This is a genomic window from Alteromonas sp. ABM1_013 (assembly GCF_056160505.1).
In genome coordinates this window covers 577,481-595,881 of sequence record NZ_JBSWXH010000003.1, presented here as the reverse complement: position 1 = coordinate 595,881, position 18,401 = coordinate 577,481, and the positions used below count along the sequence as shown (strand labels likewise).

General features: G+C 41.5%; 21 protein-coding genes. 4 read left to right on the top strand and 17 right to left on the bottom strand.

What is annotated here, in order from left to right; genetic code table 11:
* Window positions 1-135 precede the first annotated feature (135 nt).
* The 7 genes from ACXAGK_RS10970 to ACXAGK_RS10940 form a co-directional block, all read right to left on the bottom strand.
* Complete coding sequence (locus ACXAGK_RS10970) at window positions 136-540, bottom strand: hypothetical protein (protein ID WP_474856268.1); 405 nt, start codon at window positions 538-540, stop codon at window positions 136-138.
* A gap of 111 nt (window positions 541-651) precedes the next feature.
* The gene (locus ACXAGK_RS10965; RefSeq protein ID WP_015067176.1) at window positions 652-1,122 is read right to left on the bottom strand and encodes an SPFH domain-containing protein; all 471 of its coding nucleotides are present in this window, start codon (window positions 1,120-1,122) and stop codon (window positions 652-654) included.
* Window positions 1,123-1,228: 106 nt separating this feature from the next.
* Window positions 1,229-1,819: a GNAT family N-acetyltransferase gene (locus ACXAGK_RS10960; protein ID WP_474856267.1), complete on the bottom strand. Its 591-nt coding sequence runs from the start codon at window positions 1,817-1,819 to the stop codon at window positions 1,229-1,231.
* Between the two features lie 151 nt (window positions 1,820-1,970).
* Window positions 1,971-2,141 (bottom strand): hypothetical protein, encoded by a 171-nt coding sequence (locus ACXAGK_RS10955; protein ID WP_474856266.1) that lies wholly within the window; start codon window positions 2,139-2,141, stop codon window positions 1,971-1,973.
* A gap of 154 nt (window positions 2,142-2,295) precedes the next feature.
* Entirely contained in the window at window positions 2,296-2,703 is a 408-nt protein-coding gene (locus ACXAGK_RS10950) for a thiol-disulfide oxidoreductase DCC family protein (RefSeq protein WP_474856265.1), read from the bottom strand.
* A gap of 92 nt (window positions 2,704-2,795) precedes the next feature.
* Window positions 2,796-3,893 (bottom strand): RNA polymerase sigma factor, encoded by a 1,098-nt coding sequence (locus ACXAGK_RS10945; RefSeq protein WP_474856264.1) that lies wholly within the window; start codon window positions 3,891-3,893, stop codon window positions 2,796-2,798.
* Between the two features lie 24 nt (window positions 3,894-3,917).
* A complete protein-coding gene (locus tag ACXAGK_RS10940) occupies window positions 3,918-4,811 on the bottom strand; it encodes an alpha/beta fold hydrolase (protein ID WP_474856263.1) in 894 nt (297 codons plus the stop codon).
* Between the two features lie 282 nt (window positions 4,812-5,093).
* Between ACXAGK_RS10940 and ACXAGK_RS10935 the strand changes: the two genes are divergently transcribed.
* The 3 genes from ACXAGK_RS10935 to ACXAGK_RS10925 all read left to right on the top strand — a co-directional run bounded on the left by ACXAGK_RS10935 (window position 5,094) and on the right by ACXAGK_RS10925 (window position 6,774).
* Entirely contained in the window at window positions 5,094-6,071 is a 978-nt protein-coding gene (locus ACXAGK_RS10935) for a transposase (protein WP_474856262.1), read from the top strand.
* Between the two features lie 140 nt (window positions 6,072-6,211).
* Entirely contained in the window at window positions 6,212-6,457 is a 246-nt protein-coding gene (locus tag ACXAGK_RS10930) for a type II toxin-antitoxin system CcdA family antitoxin (protein WP_474856261.1), read from the top strand.
* Window positions 6,457-6,774: a CcdB family protein gene (locus ACXAGK_RS10925; RefSeq protein WP_474856260.1), complete on the top strand. Its 318-nt coding sequence runs from the start codon at window positions 6,457-6,459 to the stop codon at window positions 6,772-6,774. Before ACXAGK_RS10930 ends, ACXAGK_RS10925 begins: the two co-directional genes overlap by 1 nt.
* Before the next feature lie 136 nt (window positions 6,775-6,910).
* Here ACXAGK_RS10925 and ACXAGK_RS10920 read toward each other — a convergent pair whose 3' ends face one another.
* The 9 genes from ACXAGK_RS10920 to pnp form a co-directional block, all read right to left on the bottom strand.
* Entirely contained in the window at window positions 6,911-7,357 is a 447-nt protein-coding gene (locus ACXAGK_RS10920) for a hypothetical protein (protein ID WP_474856259.1), read from the bottom strand.
* Window positions 7,358-7,550: 193 nt separating this feature from the next.
* Entirely contained in the window at window positions 7,551-7,916 is a 366-nt protein-coding gene (locus ACXAGK_RS10915) for a DUF7674 family protein (protein ID WP_474856258.1), read from the bottom strand.
* Window positions 7,917-8,152: 236 nt separating this feature from the next.
* Window positions 8,153-9,607, bottom strand: a complete 1,455-nt coding sequence (locus ACXAGK_RS10910) for a hypothetical protein (protein WP_474856257.1) — start codon at window positions 9,605-9,607, stop codon at window positions 8,153-8,155.
* Between the two features lie 503 nt (window positions 9,608-10,110).
* Entirely contained in the window at window positions 10,111-10,572 is a 462-nt protein-coding gene (locus tag ACXAGK_RS10905) for a hypothetical protein (protein WP_474856256.1), read from the bottom strand.
* 134 nt (window positions 10,573-10,706) lie between these two features.
* Complete coding sequence (locus ACXAGK_RS10900) at window positions 10,707-11,384, bottom strand: DUF4145 domain-containing protein (protein ID WP_474856255.1); 678 nt, start codon at window positions 11,382-11,384, stop codon at window positions 10,707-10,709.
* Between the two features lie 305 nt (window positions 11,385-11,689).
* The gene (locus ACXAGK_RS10895; RefSeq protein ID WP_474856254.1) at window positions 11,690-12,445 is read right to left on the bottom strand and encodes a hypothetical protein; all 756 of its coding nucleotides are present in this window, start codon (window positions 12,443-12,445) and stop codon (window positions 11,690-11,692) included.
* Between the two features lie 24 nt (window positions 12,446-12,469).
* Window positions 12,470-13,555 carry a hypothetical protein gene (locus ACXAGK_RS10890; RefSeq protein ID WP_474856253.1) on the bottom strand — a complete coding sequence of 362 codons (1,086 nt, stop codon included), beginning with the start codon at window positions 13,553-13,555 and terminating at the stop codon, window positions 12,470-12,472.
* Between the two features lie 282 nt (window positions 13,556-13,837).
* Window positions 13,838-14,131: a DUF1244 domain-containing protein gene (locus ACXAGK_RS10885; protein WP_012518312.1), complete on the bottom strand. Its 294-nt coding sequence runs from the start codon at window positions 14,129-14,131 to the stop codon at window positions 13,838-13,840.
* A gap of 174 nt (window positions 14,132-14,305) precedes the next feature.
* The gene (gene pnp, locus ACXAGK_RS10880) at window positions 14,306-16,417 is read right to left on the bottom strand and encodes a polyribonucleotide nucleotidyltransferase (protein ID WP_474856252.1); all 2,112 of its coding nucleotides are present in this window, start codon (window positions 16,415-16,417) and stop codon (window positions 14,306-14,308) included.
* Between the two features lie 354 nt (window positions 16,418-16,771).
* Between pnp and ACXAGK_RS10875 the strand changes: the two genes are divergently transcribed.
* A complete protein-coding gene (locus ACXAGK_RS10875) occupies window positions 16,772-17,326 on the top strand; it encodes an HNH endonuclease (RefSeq protein ID WP_334058436.1) in 555 nt (184 codons plus the stop codon).
* Window positions 17,327-17,417: 91 nt separating this feature from the next.
* Here the strand turns inward: ACXAGK_RS10875 and ACXAGK_RS10870 are convergent, their stop codons facing one another.
* A complete protein-coding gene (locus ACXAGK_RS10870; protein WP_474856251.1) occupies window positions 17,418-18,368 on the bottom strand; it encodes a mechanosensitive ion channel family protein in 951 nt (316 codons plus the stop codon).
* Window positions 18,369-18,401 lie beyond the last annotated feature (33 nt).

The window sequence follows — 18,401 nt, the reverse complement described above, 5'->3', positions numbered from 1 at the left end:
ATAGCCCCTGTATTCGGCAAGCGAATCGGGCTTTACGGGTTTGCCAGATCTAGGGCAGAACTTATTGATGGGTTCCATAGTTTTTTCTCTGTCGCTAGTTAAGAGATACAACTTATATCGTAATTGCTGTAAAAGCTAAAAATATGCGCGCCTCTCACGAATAGAATACGACATATCGCACTTTTCACACGCAATGTTCCAACTACCGAACCGCTGAGTAATGTTCAACTCATCAGCACATATTGGACAAACTTCATCAAGAAAGGTACTTGGAACGCTACGCCTTAAGCGCTTTGAAAAAAACGTAATGATAGGCCAGAGATTATCATCGATAGTAATCGTTAAGTCGTCTCTTAGTTCTTCACAAAACGAAGTAAAAATAAGCTCGTCATGCTTGGCCTTATTAGTTGGGTCTTCGACGCGTGAAGCTAAGACATCGAGTATTTCTTGATAGCGTTCAGGCCAGCGCTCTTTGTCAATATTTTGCTTACAGTCTAATAATTCTTCAATGGTATAACTTGAAAAATTGGGTCTGCTCATGACTTCATCCTTGCTGTTTGTTCTATAATTTATAAGCGAACAGCCAAGAGCTCTAGCAGCCCCACACTAATTTCAAACGGCAGAATTACATTTTTTAGCTACTGCCAACGATTAATTCCCTGCTTTACCCGCTTCAAGTATTGGAAGGCCAGCTTCGGTTGGAATATAGATGCGTTCACCCTTTCCATCTTGAAGCCCCTTAATCCATACGTAACGAAGGTATTCTTCATTTCCCTTAAGAGATTCACCGATGATTCTATTAGCCTCAGCAGCAGCTTTTGCACGCTCGATATCCGCTTGTCCCTCAGCTTTAGCCTGTACAATTTTCGCTTCACCCTCTGCTTGAGCCAATGTTACTCTCGCTTTCGCCTGCATCAGGGCCGCTTGCTCTCTAGCTTTGGCTTCTTCAATCAGTATTTGTTTGCTCCACTCTGCTTCTTTTAGTGCGGCAATACCGTCCATCTCTTTTTTATATACTTTGTATTTTGGCCAACCCCAAAATAATGCAGCAATAATTAATACAACTGATACCACCAAAAATACTAGACTTCCGAAAGCTATAGCATGTCTATTTGGGTGCATGTTCTCTCCTGCTTTTTGTTGTTATTTAACTTTTTAACATTAGAGGCGTGATTGCTTACTCTATAAAAATGTAACCCTAATTGCCTATTTAATATTGAATGTTGTGCTAGCAACGCATTGAGAGCTTAAAAGTTAAGTTCTCTTTAACAGCTAGCCACTCTGTATTAATGATTGAAAACACAACCGTATCTCTATAACCACCATTTGGCATTTTTTGATGATTCCTAAGCACTCCGTCTTGTTTTGCACCTAAACGCGCAATAGCATTACGTGAAGCTTGGTTATGCCAGCTTGTTCTGAACTCTACAGCGATTGCTCCGAGATTTTCAAAAGCGTGGGTAAGAAGAAGTAGCTTAGATTCGGTATTGCATGATGTTTTCTGATAGCTTTTGCTGTACCAGGTGTAACCAATTTCCACCCTTTGATTTAAAAGGTCAGCATTACAAAAGCGTGTTGAGCCGATAACCTCTCCGCTCACTTTGTCTATAACCACGAACGGTGACGATAGCCCTTTGGCTTTCTGCTCTAGTGCTGTCGTAATATAGTCATCAATAATTTCAGCGCTTGGTACAGAGGTGAACCATAGCTTCCACAGTTCACCGTCGTTTGCTGCGTTGACTAAAGCACCTGCATGTTCCATTGTTAACGGAGTGAGCTTTATATTCTCAGACTCTAACTCAATATCTTCAAACCACATTTCACTTTCCATGTATTTCTGACTGTATGTTGCTAAGCATACAATGATTCCAGGGAGTACGTTACACCTAGCAAACTAATCAAGACAGGCATAATTGAATATTACATAAAGTGCCTATCTTCTATAATTCTAAAAGTGCCGGTACATATCGCTAAGCTTCGTTCCGCCTTTTGGCTGAAAACATGCCGAACCAAAATGCCCCTTCTAGAACAAGCCCCAAAATGATGAATAGAAACACACCTGACTGAATACCCATACTGTAAGATGCGATAGCTGCGACTAGAAGAACCAGAGCGATAAGAATTCGATAAACACCATTCATTTAAACTCTCCTTTTAAATGCCTAACACAAAGACACAAGAATGCCTGTATTGTTTAAACTACAAAGACACAAGAATGCCTGTCTTGTTTAAACTAGTTTAGTCAACTTTTAAGCTTAAGGCTTTAACCAATTTGTAACATGATGTCTTTAGCGATTACTCTAGGCCTTTGAACCTTTTTAGTACCTTTTTATTGGGTATTTGACAGTGTTGTGTACCACCAAAAAGCTTGATGCGATTACGAGCAAAGGCTTTATAGAACAGGTCTCTAAATGTTCTTGGTAAAACTCTGAATATGCCGAACAAAAACCAGAAACCACTTAAATCTTCGGCGATTTCAAGTGCTGCGTCTGACCACAGAAAGACTTTCCCGTCTTTAACCAACATGAAAGTATCAACACCTACTGTATCGACTTTATAGCGTTCTATAACCTCCTGAGCGTAAGTTGACTGCATTGGGGAGAAAATAAAGCGTTCCATTTTGTCGCGCTTCAAAATGAATGCGACAGCTCCGTTACAGAAGTTACACACTCCATCGTAAATAATTAAATCTTTTTCTTTCAATGAATAAGCCCAAATAATATACCGCTGCGCAACTACATAAAGATGCCTGTCTTGTTTAAACTTCGAAATTAGGACAACATACTGGACCAGTGCTAGAGCACTAGCCGTCCATTATTGATGAGGCCGATAAAAAGCCCAGTATATCCCGCGACTACCCCCAGTAAAATGCACGCTCTACTCAAGTTAGGGTGCCAAAGTCTCCTGCGGGATTTCACTCCCTCGTCAGATTCAATAAGCAACTGAGAACGTCTACTCAGAACATAAAGTCCTGCGGAAAAAACGGTAAACGCGCTAATCGGCGCTGCGGCGCCTTTGGTAAATTGATAAGCCGCAGACATAAGTATACCGCTTAATAAGATCCAAACTATGGTTAAGTTGCGCAGTTTGAGCAACTGCTTCTTTTTGGTCTCGGAGTGCATGTTTTTAAGTGGAAATCGCGAACTTAGAAAGACCACAACAGCCGCAAAGGCTGACGCAATAGCCGCGCCACTCAGCAACCAACTCCACTTTGTCAGACCCGTTGCAGTTGCACCACCTGTTGCAGTTGCAGTTGCAGCCGAAGCCGGTGCACTCATCGTTAGGTTTGCTAACGTCATTGTGGTGAAGGTCACCGCTGGCGCCGTTGCATAGATGGCGCTTCCCATTTTAGTTAATGCATCTTGCTTCAACACCTCTCTTGCCCGCGACAATTTCTTACGTACCGCAGCTTCTGAAATCGATAGCAGTTCAGCAACTTGCTTGCTGGACATCTCCTCCCTGTAATACAAAAGAACCACTTCTCTTGTCTCTTCGGGTAGATTGTCTACGAGTTGTGCTACCACTTTTTTCATCGTATCAGTTTCGTAGTACTCTTGAGGATCTTGTTCCTGCGTGCAGTAAGAGGCGAGTAATTTATCGGCCTCGTCACCACCAATACGTTTGGAAAGCTTGTTGTCTCTTATGTAGTTAAGTGCTGTATAGCGGGTAGATTGCCTAACCCAAGGTAAAAAGCTATTTTCACTTTTGAGCGAGTTCAGGTTTTGCCAACAATTGATGTAGACCAACTGTGCCACTTCCTCACTGGCATCTACATCTTTGATAATTGAAAGGGCTAAACTGCTAACCATATTCCGCGTGTGATTAATTAACCGTTCAAACGCTTTGAGATTGCCAGTTTTAGCTTCGATAACATCAGCGGCGAGCGTATTCATGTTGCCTTCTCTCCTTTCCTTAGATTACATAAAGCTTGCTATCTGCGACGCCACCCACTCTGGCGCTTCCCACATCATAAAGTGCCTGGCATCTCTATTCATCAAAAGTTTTGCTGTCGGTGCCTGAGAAACCTGTTGTTGATACAAACGCTCAGCAAATTCATGTTCTTGCTCGCTGGAAAATGCACCGCTGGCACCTAAAACCAATATAGGTGTTTGCGTTGTCGTAAGATCTTCCCGTAAATCCGTGGTCATTAACTCACTAATCGCAATACCAACGGTACGTGGATCTGAACGCTCTGCCATTGCCAGTATTTTTTCCTGAGCGTCTTCGTTCCTAGCTTGGATATAGACGCCATTGCGAGTGCTTTCCCGTACCTGTTCTGGCGAGAGTGCGGCATAATACTGTTTCATTTGTTCAGCACGTTGTCGCATATCTTCAGCCTTAGTCTGAGGATCACGGGTGAAAATAGGTGCTAAGAATGGCAACCCATCAACGGAGACCACTTTACCCACCGCTTGAGGATAATCGACAGCGAGATTGAGAGCAACAAACCCGCCAAGGCTATGTCCTACTATAAGTGGCGCTTGTAAGTCGTTGTCGGCAATATAGCGGGCTACCTCGCCCACTACCCGGTCAATAGACCAGTTCTCTATCGGCGCTGAACCGGCAAAACCGGCTATTGATATCTGGTGCACCTGGTGTGCTTGTTCAAACTGCTTTGCAAAATCGTCCCACACAGAGCTGTCTGACATAAGCCCGGGAATAAAAATAATAGCGGGCCCCTTTCCTTTTTGTGAAGCCGTGAAGGTCTCCTGAGCTGCAATAGAAAAGCTGGCAATAAGAAAGCCAATTAGCAGACCAATTAACTGATACTTGCGATAGTGTTTAGCGAGGTGTTGATTGATAGTTGTCATGTGATTAATGTCCTTTTTACTTAGTGTTATTACTTAGTAACCACAGACGACAAAAGTGTGACTAACTTTTTTTGGCAATTTTACCTAGTAGCTTAGCTAGACGATATTGCTCCTTCTCTGTAAGGCAAGACCAAAACTTAAAATGACAGAACTTAACGAGAACTTGAAACTTAACATGACAGGCATAACTAGAAAAATCACAAACTGTCCCCTCGTACACTTTCTTAAATCTAACTCCCCATTCAAACTGCTAAACGAGTTAATCAAAGTCAGACAGACAAAATGCCTAAAGCCCGAAAGTCGCAAATTAGTTTATCGGATACGCCCTATTATCACTGTATTTCCCGCTGTGTACGTCGTGCCTTTTTATGTGGCGAGGAAAACGGTAGAAGCTTTGAACATCGTCGCCAATGGGTAGAAGACCGTATTCATGTTTTAAGTGAGGTGTTTGCAATTGATGTATGTGCTTATGCGGTAATGAGTAATCATACGCATCTGGTATTGCACGTAAACAAAGAGAAAGCAGACGCACTAAGTACAGAGGACGTGATTCAACGTTGGCACAAACTGTACAAAGGCACATTACTCTCGCAGCGCTACATGTCAGCAGATTCACGTAAAGACTTACATGAAATCCAAATTAAAACGGTGAAGATAACGGCTGAAGTATGGCGTAAAAGGCTATTTGATATCAGCTGGTTTATGCGTGCACTGAACGAATACATTGCCAGGGCCGCTAATAAAGAGGATGGCTGTACAGGGCATTTTTGGGAAGGACGGTTTAAATCTCAAGCGCTATTGGATGAGTCAGCCCTTGCCGCCTGTATGGCTTATGTTGATTTAAACCCAGTACGAGCAAAGATGGCTAAAACGCCAGAAACTTCAGAGCATACCAGCATTAAATACCGAATTAACGCAGCTAGGGTCGGCAAAACACCTAAACGACTTATGCCTTTTGCAGGCAATCCAAAGCAAGAGATGCCACACGGTTTACCTTTTACGCTTCCAGACTACTTACAGCTTGTAGATATAACCAGCCGATATATTCATCCAAATAAACGCGGCAAGGTTCAGAATAACCTCCCCCCTATTCTAGAGCGTCTCAATATTGAACACGAACATTGGATAACTTTAACCACGCAGTTTGAAACCTGCTTTAAGCACGCCGCCGGTAAAGTGACTCACTTAGAAAAATACGCACACAATCAACATCAGCAACGTGTGCAAGGTCGACAAAGTGCAATGCGCTTACTTGGTTAGCTTTGCAGTTAAATAGAGAGTAAGACAGGCACTATATGTATACATCTCTACATAACAATTCTGGGCTTGTTAAGAACCTATTTTTGCAATGCGCATCCCTATGCGTATACTTAATATGTAGAACAATTTGGAGTGATAGCATGCAAGATTTATATGACATCCATGCCCCAAAAAAAGCGACTAATTTAAGCTTAAACAGCGATTTATTGCAAAAAGCTAGAGACTTAAAAGTGAACCTGTCTGCAACCTTGGAACAGGCACTTAAAGACAAGTTGAAAAGTGTTGAAGAAGAAAGGTGGAAAAAAGAAAATAGAGCTGCCATCGCTGCGTACAACGAGTTTATTGCTGAGAACGGCTGTATAGGTGATGAATACAGGAACTTCTAATGACACAGTTTGATGTTTACAGAAACCCAAGCTCAAAAACAACTAAAGCTTACCCTTTTCTTGTAGATGTTCAGAACTCCGTAATTGACCAATTAGCAACAAGGTTAATTGTACCGCTGACAAAGAATAAGACTAGCAATAGTCTTTACATGAAAAACCTAACACCGGAGATAGAATTCGAAGGCGAGACATACCTATTTCTGACTCAACAACTGAGTTCCATACCCGAAGATGTGCCAAAGGACTGCATCGGTTCTTTTGACCAATCCCGCGAATTGCTAATAGGTGCAATAGACTTTGCTATTACTGGAATATAGCTTTCAATAACAACTCAGATAGGTGGGTATACAGAAACATGCCTGTCTAGAAAAAAATATGCCTGTCTCGTTTAGTCTTTTTTAGTCTACACGCTTTCGGTAGCACAAACATGCCCGTCATGATATGGCACAATATCTACTTTCCACTGAGTCTTGCACGCTCTTCATCAAAGTTTTGTTTACTAGATAAAAATGCCATGAATCCTCCAGACTTAGAATAAACACAAGAAGCGATATAACTTTCATCTTTACCTACCGTGTAAGTGACTTCGTGCCACGAAAAAAGGCCCCCAGCACCATTATTATCAGCACATCGAATTTTAAAAACATATTCTCCAGGAAGTAGCACCAATTTTCTCGGTACTTCACTTAACAATGATGTCTCAGCGATAACATCACCTCCCTTAACAGTAACAGTTTCAAACTTAGCTACTAGCTCATGTGACTCTATAAATAACCCTACATCTTCAATCTGAATGAATGCTGATTCTGTTTCCGGAACATTTGGCTCTTGGTATGATTTAGTTGTTGATGAGCAACCAACTATCAAAAAAAATATTGTAAAAATAAGAAAAAACTTCACGATAACTTCCTGTAAATATTGGACACAAACATGCCTGTCTTGTTTAGTCTCATATTTAAACCTAAGACGCCTAACTTTTAAATAAGGGGCGCAGGCATGTGGGCTAAAATCCGAACGAAGTGAGCAGCCCACATGTTTGCGCCCCAGCCCGCGTAGCGGGCGAACTTGATTTTTTTGTTAGGTGCGTGCATTTTTAAACCACTACCCTAGGTGGTTTACCATGAAAGTCCAAGTACAATTTTTTGAGATTATCTGGCACGAGAGGCCAGCCACGGTCAATACCTTCTTTGGTACCTTTCCAGAATAAGTGCTCTGTATAATATACATCTATGTACTCGAATTCCGCCTTCGTTGCAGTATCTAGTTTCTCGCTCATGTACCGCAACTGTTCTAGTGCTTCTTCCAAGTCGCTTTGATTTAACAAAATAGTTGTCAAATTTGCGAACTCTTCCATTAGAAATGTAAGCGCCCAACTCTCATGTTTTTCCATAAGAGGAACGACGTCAGGAAATTTAGTGCGGATTTCTTTTGAGAATCGTCTTATTTCTGATTTAGCCATTGATTTCCCAGAAGTACCTAACAGTTTACTCGTCCCCAAACCGTCATGCTAATCCACACCATTTTGGGGCACTTCTCCTTTTTTTCTTCTTACAACTCTAAACCATAACCAACAGAGAAATAAAGAAAAACACTAATGTCGTTTTTCGATCATTTATTAAAAACACCAATCGACATGCAAATGATTTCGGTGTATTTAACGCTACACAAACATGCCTGTCTTATTTAGTCTATTTGTTATATTTTTGCTAACTCAGGGATTGGTTCCTTTGTAGAAATAACGAATGAAGTTGAATTCAACACATCGTATGGCTGATAGAAACCTTGCTCTCCGTCTTCATCGCACGAAAATATATGTGAAATGTCTGGAAAGTCATTAGGGTCAACGGGATGCAAAGCATTTGGATTATGGTACATCACCAAACTCTCTGACCATGATTCCGTATACTCAGGCGAATCTACATCTTCATGGAAAGGTATGCCAGCAAGAGCTTCTGGATCAGGATTAAACCGAGTGCCAGCCCTCAAGATTTTAATATCGTCCCCACCCATACCTGCGAGCTTACCCATGCGATTAAACTTTGTAATAGTTGCTGCATTACTAAATAAGATAGCACTAACATTCTCAGAATCAGGCTGATTGAAAAAACCAGAAGGAATTGTTTTACCTTTCCATTCATGAGTCTCTATGCGGGTAATTTGTGGCTTTCCATCTACAATCGATGCCCTAAAACCGTATAAGTATTCAATTAAGGCTGTTCTAGACCAAGTCATAGAGCCTACACTATGAAAGTCATGTATTGCGAAAACCAATGGTTTGCCTTGAACATGAGGTTTTGACCAATATTTCTTTTTGAGCTTAGAATATAAAGGGCTACCAAACTTAATTGGCATATAGCCATTGAGAAGCTCTCGTAACTTTTCGGGATCTTCCGGCGCCTCTTCATCTGGACGTGCTTGATTTTCACTCGGATTCACTGTCACAGCTTCAACTAAATACTCATGCAATCCATTAGTGATGTGGAAGTCAGGCGCAGCATTCCCTTTAATTTGAGTGAATTTATCGTGGAAATAGATATATAGATACAACTCCCAAAGACGAGCGTCAAAGCCATGTGTTTGAAATTCTTTTATATAATGACCATCAGGGTCATCAAATGTATACACAATTTCCTTTATCAAATTTCGAGCTGCTTCCATCCTAGGCTCTTCAGCTAAAGCTATATAGATTGGATTCAACTTTTCTCGCTTAACTAAAGGCTCAAAAAGTTCATTAGTTAATTTAATATCATCCCCTTGAGGGTAAAAGGATTTACCATCATTTTTGTATTTTTTAATAGCTTTGATTAGTTCATTTCTAGCTTCTAGTTCACTAGATTTAAATGTTTTGCTGACTTCTAGCGCCCTAAATATTTTTCTAGTGTCACGCCCCATAATGACAAAGCCATAATCATTATCGATTGCATCTCTAAAAACAGTCGCTAGAATTTTTTTATCGTATGCAATAAACCACTGTTTTTCATCTGCTGTACTTCTCGCCATAGGATGACGTGAAAAACAAAAAGCATCAAATTGGCGCCTAGAAAGACTCCTCACTCCTGATGGCAACCTAACTGCCACATCAGCTTTTTTACGTCTCTTTTCAAGTTTCTTCTTTCTTTTCTGATCTCGAGACAATTTAGCTTTTGCCATCAAGTACCTCTGAACTCAATTAAAAATATAACTGTTTACTCGTCCCCAAACCGTCATGCTAATCCACACCATTTTGGGGCACTTCTCCTTTTTTCTTCTTACTACTCTTACAGAAACATGCCTGTCTTGTTTAGTCCTATTAAAAATATAACTGTTTACTCGTCCCCAAACCGCCATGCTAATCCACACCATTTTGGGGCACTTCTCCTTTTTTCTTCTTACTACTCTTACAGAAACATGCCTGTCTTGTTTAGTCCAAAAACACCAAATCGACATACAAATGATTTCGGTGTATTTAACGCTACACAAACATGCCTGTCTTGTTTAGTCTCAGAACCATGCCTGTCTTGTTTAGTTTTCTAAGCCGATTTCCTGCGTCCTTGGCTAATTCATGATATTTTGATATTTCATCCATGATTCAAATTTCCATTGGCACATAATCCAAAGCTAAGTGGCCGCAGCAGCTTGGCGGTCCACGCTTGAGCGTATTTGTTATGAATATATTATCTTGCACTCCTACATAGTTCCTTTAAATTGGAAAAGGAACTAAGCGCTTTAATTTTATTTGCATCATCCAGTAAGAGTGTGTCTAGTTGTGCATTTTTCTCTCGATCTGAAAAAATAAAAACCCAATTTTCCCCTGGTCGAGATGTGGCATTATTTATATTGACTGTTACTTTTGTATTCCTTACTCCAGTAAAAGTAATATTCCCACAAGATTCATGAACCTCAACACCAATTCCAATGCTTGAGAAACTACTAATTAGTTCTTTAATTGATGAACCTAGAATCGATACTGTTGTTGGGGACTTTGTGTAAGTAATAAATCCAAACGTAATCTCCTTTCCAGGCTCAGCTTGGTAATGAACAATCAACCATACGACAAACATCAGAACTATGAGCCCTCCGACACCTATTCGGCCGTATTCACTTATTACATCCCACATTGTTTTTTGAGTTGACACTTTTTTCTCGTAATTTAATTAATCAGTCATAACGCCCACATGAGGGGCAGTAACACGTGGGCTAAAATCCGAGCGAAGCGACAGAGCCCACGTGTTACTGTCCCAGCGAGCCTGCGAGCGACTTAATGTGATTGTTAAGTGTTGCCCCTCCGAGGGACCCGAGCTTTTAACTTCTCAGCCTTTTTTGAATGAACATAGATTGTTTCAACTAAACTTTCTGTTATTTCAATTACAGTTAATACATCTTCCGGGCTTGGTTCATAGCCTCTGTGAATGGCTGCATGTCCAGCTTCCAAAATAGGCTCGATGATCTCCCTCTGTTTATTAGATAAATAACCAGCTCTTTGGAAAGCTTCTAGATTTTTCTTGAAACTTCCATTGTCTGATACTTTTAGAATCATCATATGCTCAATTAACGCACGGATGCCCATAGCTGCCAGTCTGCGTGAATCATTATGAAGCGCTGAATATATTTCCTTCAGAAGACCTCGAACAAAGCGCATATCATTATTGGGAAGAATGCCGCCGATTTCTGAAAGCCACTTGGGTTCTGCCCTAGAAATTGCAGGAGGATAGTAACTAATATCAATAATTGGCCTTCCATATTCATCGTGTATTTCAGAGAACCAACTTGAATGCATAAGTTTTACGCTATCGCACCCGCAACACTTAACCATGTTAAATGTTTCGCTTCCATGTATTGTGTAGTGCTCAAGCTCCTCATCCCAAGGTTGCTCTTCTTTATGAAGCAGTACGTGGTTAGTTTCCCCAAGGCACTTATTGCATTGTGCTTTTAACTTAATTTCTTCCATAAATTTCCATAAACACTTAACAGTTTACTCGTCCCCAAACCGTCATGCTAATCCACACCATTTTGGGGCACTTCTCCTTTTTTCTTCTTACAACTCTAAACCATAACCAACAGAGAAATAAAGAAAAAACCGTAATGTCGTTTTTCAATCATTTATTAAAAACACCAAATCGACATGCAGATGATTTCGGTGGATTTAACGCTACACAAACATGCCTGTCTTGGTTAGTATATAACGCTTACAATCACTGGCAATTTTGAAGCGCCAGCGTAAAAATTGTCCCGTGGATTGTTTTGTTAGAAGCATTAGAACACCGGACTTTCATTTAACTTAGAGTGCACCACCTCGAATTTGTAGCCATAGCGAGTAATAGCTGCTGAAACCAAATCAGCAAACCAAGCTGGTGCGCTAGGAGCTACATAAATACGTTCTATCAAGGTTTCGATATCTACTCTTATCTTTAATCCGTGCCCAATAGTTTCCTGTGTAAAATCTATGCCTCCATCACCAGTAGGCCATTTTGACACCACAGCTCGTACTTCTTGTTCATGCTCAAAACTTTTTCGTTTATGAACAAATGGGCCAAGGATATTTCCTGCATCAATGAACTCTTTATCGTAGTCGATGTATTTAACCTTGCCTAAAAACACCTTTTCATCGTCAATCAAGCTCTTTTTCAACTTTGAGTATGTGGACTGAATTGCAATGCCTTCATCGCTTTTAAGATACAGCTTCCACATTGCCGCCGACTCGTAATCATTCATATGCCAGCAATTAATAGCTTTGTATCTCGGCCAATGTTTATTTGTTTCTTCCATGTTTCGCATTGCATTTAGAAATTTATCTCTTCCTTCAGGTGGGATATCTTCAGGAACGACTTCTCTGGCAAAGACATTCATCTTTGGCCAAGACCCTTCAAAAGGATCTTCAAATTTATCAGCACGAGTAAAATAGAGCCTTCTAGAGTCAATTAAGGAGACGAGCTTGGTAAAATCCATGTATCTCCAAACCTTTATTTCCTCATCCTCTGGTTGAATAAATGTGAGATGTTCTTCGTACATGATCTTCCTTATTAGCTTCTAACGTCACCCATCGGCAGCGCCGCTTTTCGGCGTCTGCTGGATGGGCTTGTTATGCTCTTCTGTTGCGTTCTGGCCAGCGCCATCCTTTGTTTCTGAAGGGGGGGCATTTTGTTTTTCAGTGACCGGATCAGCTGTTTTTTTTGCTCTAGATGCATTAAGTTCGTGTGTTAATCTTTTGGCCGTTTCTTTTTCAGTTGACAGTTCAAGTTGTAGCTCGTCAATTCTGGTAGACGCAAGTTGGTTGTCACTAATTGCCTTTGAAAGCTTTGATGCTGCTGACTTTAGCTCATTTTTTAATTTTGTTATGTCAGCATCCTTGTTCTCAGTCAGACTTTTTATTCGTTCAGCATATTGGTTATTTTCTTTAACTATCTCTGCTACCCTCTTGCTTAGGGAGTCTATTTCATTTTGCTTTATTCGGACGTCAGCCTCCAAGCTCGCAAGCTTCGTCTTTGATTCTTCAGTTTCTGATTCGAGGGTAGTTATAATTTTTTGTTTCTCATCTCTTTGTTTTGCAAGTTCTTTATTGAGCGCTATGTTGGCTTCCCTGTTGACCTTGAATTTCTTTATATCTCCTTCAAGCTTCTGTTGTTTAGAGATAATCTCTTGCAGCTCTTTTCGTTTTGTTGATAAGTCATTTTCCTTGGCTTCAATCAGTGCCTTCTGCTCTGATAATTTTGTCTCTTTTGTGGAAAGTTGTTTTTTTAAAAGCTCCCTTTCAATTCTTTGTTTGCTTTCAATTTGATCTTCAATAGATGGAAATGTAAGGCCAAAAGTGTCCTTATTGTCATTTACAAGGCTAGTTAGCAAACTGATCTTTTGAAGGGAGCTGGTGCTGTCGCCATTTTCCTTGCTGGCATACTCCATTATTTTAGTGAGAATTTCACTCTGCAACTCTCTTTGCTTAACTAGTTCCGCGGAGTGAATTTTTGTGTGCTCTATTCCTTCGCTAACCTTGACTACCGTCCAAGGACCAGCGATTGCAGTTAGAAATGCAACAACTATTTGCGGCTTAAATACGAGTTGAGTCCATGAGTTCGTTGGCTTCTTATCTACGCTATTTTCTTGCTCATCGTTGTGATTATTCATTTGGCTATCCTCTCCCTTTGGAAGCATAACAGCTTACTCGTACCCAAACCGACATGCTTTTACACACCACTTTGGGATACTTGTCCTTTTTATTTATAACTACTCTAAACTACAACCACAGCAGAAATAAAGCAAAAACCACATTGTCGCTTTTTGCTCAAAAATTAAAAACGCCATACCGCCGTGCAGGTGATTTTGGTGTATTTCACGCAAGCCAAAAACAAAAAAGCCAGCATAAGCTGGCTTTCAAAACACAAAAACAAATGTCTTCTTATCTAAAAACTACTTCCCCTGCCTAGCAGCCAGCTTCTCCAACTGCTCATCAGTAGCAGGAAGCTGATGCTTCTCTTTCCACTCTGAATACGGCATTTTGTATACCACTTCGCGTGCGGCTTCGTAGTCGATATCAGCGCCCTGCTCGCTTGCAGCAGCCGAATACCATTTCGCCAAGCAGTTACGGCAGAAATCCGCCAAAATCATCAGGTCGATGTTCTGAACGTCTTTATTTGCGTCTAGGTGTTCTACTAAGCGGCGGAATACCGCTGCTTCAACTTCGGTTTGCGTTTGCTTATCCATTATCAAATACCTCTAAAAAAGCGCTTTTCATTATCCCTTAAAAGTGTGGTTTAAATGTATGGATTAACGGGAATAATCCAACCCGCTATCTCTTTTAAAACCCAAAACGAAAAAAGGGAGCCAAGCTCCCTTTTTACTTAAACATAACTAACTAGGTTTAAAACCTAATTGCCATTACTCTGCGTCGTCAGACTTAGGCGCAGGCTTTTCTAGAAGCTCTTTAATGCTTAAACGTACACGGTTCTGGCGGTCGATTTCCATAACCTTAACGTCAACCATTTCACCTTCTTTAAGGTAGTCAGTAACCTTGTTCACACGCTCGTGAGCGATTTGTGAAATGTGAACTAGGCCTTCTTTACCTGGAAGTACTTCTACGAACGCACCGAAGTCAACAATACGTGTAATCTTACCGTTGTAAGTCTTACCAACTTCAATTTCAGCCGTTACTTGCTCAATCTTGCCAATAGCGATGTCTGCTTTCGCACGCTCTGTCGCGAAGATTTTGATAGTACCGTCGTCTTCAATCTCGATGTTAGTGTCAGACTCTTCAGTAATTTGACGGATCATTGCGCCGCCTTTACCGATAACGTCACGAATCTTGTCTTGGTCAATCTTCATTGTGTAAATGCGTGGAGCAAATTCACTTAGCTCTTCACGGTGACCGCCAATTGCTTCGTCCATTACGTTAAGAATGTGCAAACGTGCTTCTTTTGCTTGTTTAAGCGCAATTTGCATGATTTCTTTAGTAATACCTTCAATCTTAATGTCCATTTGAAGTGCAGTAATACCGTCGGTAGTACCCGCTACTTTAAAGTCCATGTCACCAAGGTGATCTTCGTCACCAAGGATGTCTGAAAGTACAACAAAGTTGTCGTCACTCTTAACTAGGCCCATTGCGATACCCGCAACAGACGCTTTAATTGGAACCCCTGCATCCATAAGCGCTAGTGATGTACCACATACTGACGCCATTGAAGATGAACCGTTTGATTCTGTGATTTCAGAAACCACACGTACTACGTACGGGAATTCTTCTTCACTTGGCATTACTGCTTGAATACCACGCTTCGCTAGACGACCGTGTCCAATTTCACGACGCTTAGGCGAACCAATCATACCGGTTTCACCAACACAGTATGGAGGGAAGTTGTAGTGAAGCATGAAACGGCTGTCGCGCTTACCTTGAAGCTCGTCAATCATCTGTGCGTCACGCTCTGTACCTAAAGTAGCAGCAACAATTGCCTGCGTTTCACCACGGGTGAATAGTGCAGAACCGTGAGTACGAGGAAGAATGCCTGTTGCTACGTCTAGAGCACGAATCATTGCAGGCTCACGACCGTCGATACGTGGCGCGCCAGAAAGGATGCGTGAACGTACTACGTCAGACTCAAGATCGTGAAGAAGGTCTAGTACTTCTTTCTTGTCTTGCTCTTCGTCTTCAGCAAGGATAGCTTCTAGTGCTTTGTCAGTTGCTGCAGTTACTGCGTCTTTACGCTCTAACTTGTCAGAAATCTGGTAAGCCGCAGTCATTTCTGCTTCAGCTAGTGCTTTAACTTTATCTTTAAGTGCAGTGTTTTCTGCTTCTGGTGCCCAGTCCCACTTCTCAGTGCCAACTTCAGCAGCAAATTCATTAACTGCGTTAACCACAGTTTGAAGTTGCTCGTGACCGAACATTACCGCACCTAGCATAGTATCTTCAGAAAGCACGTCAGCTTCTGATTCAACCATAAGTACTGCACCTTCAGTACCCGCAACAACAAGGTCAAGCTGGCTTTCAGCTTGCTCTTCTGCGCGTGTATTTAGAATGTATTCGCCGTTGCTATAACCAACACGAGCCGCACCAATTGGGCCGTTGAAAGGAATACCTGAGATAGCAAGGGCTGCTGAAGTACCAATCATAGAGATGATGTCTGTAGGGATATCTGGGTTAGCAGACATTACAGTAACAACAACCTGTACTTCGTTTTTGAAGCCTTCTGGGAATAATGGGCGAATTGGGCGGTCGATAAGACGCGCTGTCAATGTTTCGCCTTCAGATGGGCGACCTTCACGCTTGAAGAAACCACCAGGGATTTTACCCGCAGCATATGCTTTTTCTTGGTAGTTTACTGTTAGAGGGAAGAAGTCTTGATCTGGCTTGGCTTCTTTTTTACCAACTACTGTTACCAGTACAGACGTGTCGTCCATGCTCGCAAGAACCGCAGCTGTCGCCTGACGAGCAATTACACCCGTCTCTAGAGTTACAGTATGCTGTCCATACTGAAATGATTTAGTAATAGGAGTCACTATTTGTCCTTTAATTTCAATCTTTATTTTATCGCTTTTAAACGCGGCGCATAGTATAGCTTTGAAGTAGCTGTAATGCCATTGCCAAATACAGCCCCGCGTGGAATTTATTTAGTGAATTTGCGAAAAATCGTTATCACCTATAGCACCATGACTATATGAAATATCTGTGAAATTTCAATTATTGACTATATTTTCATCATACTGACACAAAACAGCGTATGCTAGAACAAAAAGCGAACAAAGAAACACCCCGTAACTAATGCTGTTAACCATATACTGGCAATAAACATACGGGCGATAAAGATTATTCATAACAAGAACGTCTAATATTAGTGTGCTAAGGAGATAACCATGTTGGTACTTCGACTTAATAAAGCAGGCATGCCACAAGAGTGGATAGATGTTGAACAAGCCGCAAAGCTTTACAGTCAGGACAAGGTGCTATTCGAGCTAGGCAGCGATGCCATAACCCTTAAAGGCGGCTGGAATCACGAAGGGCTGCAAAGCGAACTTACCCTATCAAGTATTATCGCTTGCGACGGCAAGGTAACAGATTTATCTGGCAAAGTTGCCCTTACCAACCGCTATTTATTTAGGCGCGACAGCTATTTGTGCATGTATTGCGGCAATAAGTTTACGCCTAAACAACTTACCCGAGACCATATTATCCCCCGCTCTCGCGGCGGAAAAGATAGTTGGACGAATGTAGCCACCGCTTGTCAGCGATGCAATCATGCTAAAGCCGCTAAAACACCTGAAGAAGCGAATATGCCTTTACTTGCTGTGCCGTTTAGGCCCAATGTTTACGAGCGCTTTTATTTAATGAACAGACGCATACTGGCAGACCAGATGGCATTTTTAGAAGGGCATTTTTCCCACCAGCGGGAATGGACATGTAACGAATGAATAGTAAAGAATAAATTATAAAGAATGAATGGTAACAAATAAGCATTGAGCGACCGGTAAATTCGAAAACAGGTCGCTCCTTTGTTGAGTGTTACAACCCTGTACTCGTTGTCGCTTGCTGTTCTGTAGTAGCTTGCGCTTGAAGATTGCTGTTACCAATCTCGCTTTGCTGTTGCATTAACATCGTCTGCTCTTCTTTTTGCGCTCTAAACCACAAGCTTAACCAGTCAGAGCACATTTTGTGTTCTAGCTCATGGGCTTCCGCTGTTGGGCAGAAAAGACTTACCTTTACCACTACTTTCGCCAGTTCATTAGTTTTGATCTCAACTTCTGGATCTATACGGATAAACTCTTGTTCTAAATGACGTTCAATCAAGCCCTTATAACGTTCTGCTACATCGCGAAAATATTCGCAATGGGCTTGAGCGCGAGCATGAAAAGCGGGTAACAAGCTATACGCATTTACCGTAGGCTCGTTAACAATTTCAAACGAGTGCAAACGGTAGCGGCGCATAAAGTTTAGGTTACGCACGGTTTGGGTAACTAGCTGACTGTTAGGTACGTAAACGTGCTTACCCGTGTAGTTAAAGCTTTCTGGGTCAACTTCTAGAAGCGCAGTTTTTGCCCAGTCCATTTCTACCACTTCACCAATGATATTATTCATTTGGATCCAGTCCCCTACCCTGAATGGCCTTGCGCCTAGGTAGTAAATAAAACCCATAAAGCATTGAATAAATTCACGGGTGGCCAGCACTATGGCAACCATAAATGCGGCAATGGATATAGCAAGCGTTTGTATTTCAGAGCTCCACACCATCATCAATACAATGATGATAAAAGCGTTCCCTAACTGCTCTAAAATATTAATCTGGTTTCTTCTATCTTCCCCGCGCTGAGAACTGATGCGTCTTATCAGCAACAACACACCTTTTTTAGAGAAGTGCAATACAATTAAAAGTAGTAGTGATGTCAGCAGTTTATACTCATTGGCAAACGCAATAAGCTGATTCCATAACTGCGTGGGGTCTATCACAATCTCCATGTATGCTCCGTCTGTACTGGCGAGGGTAAATCT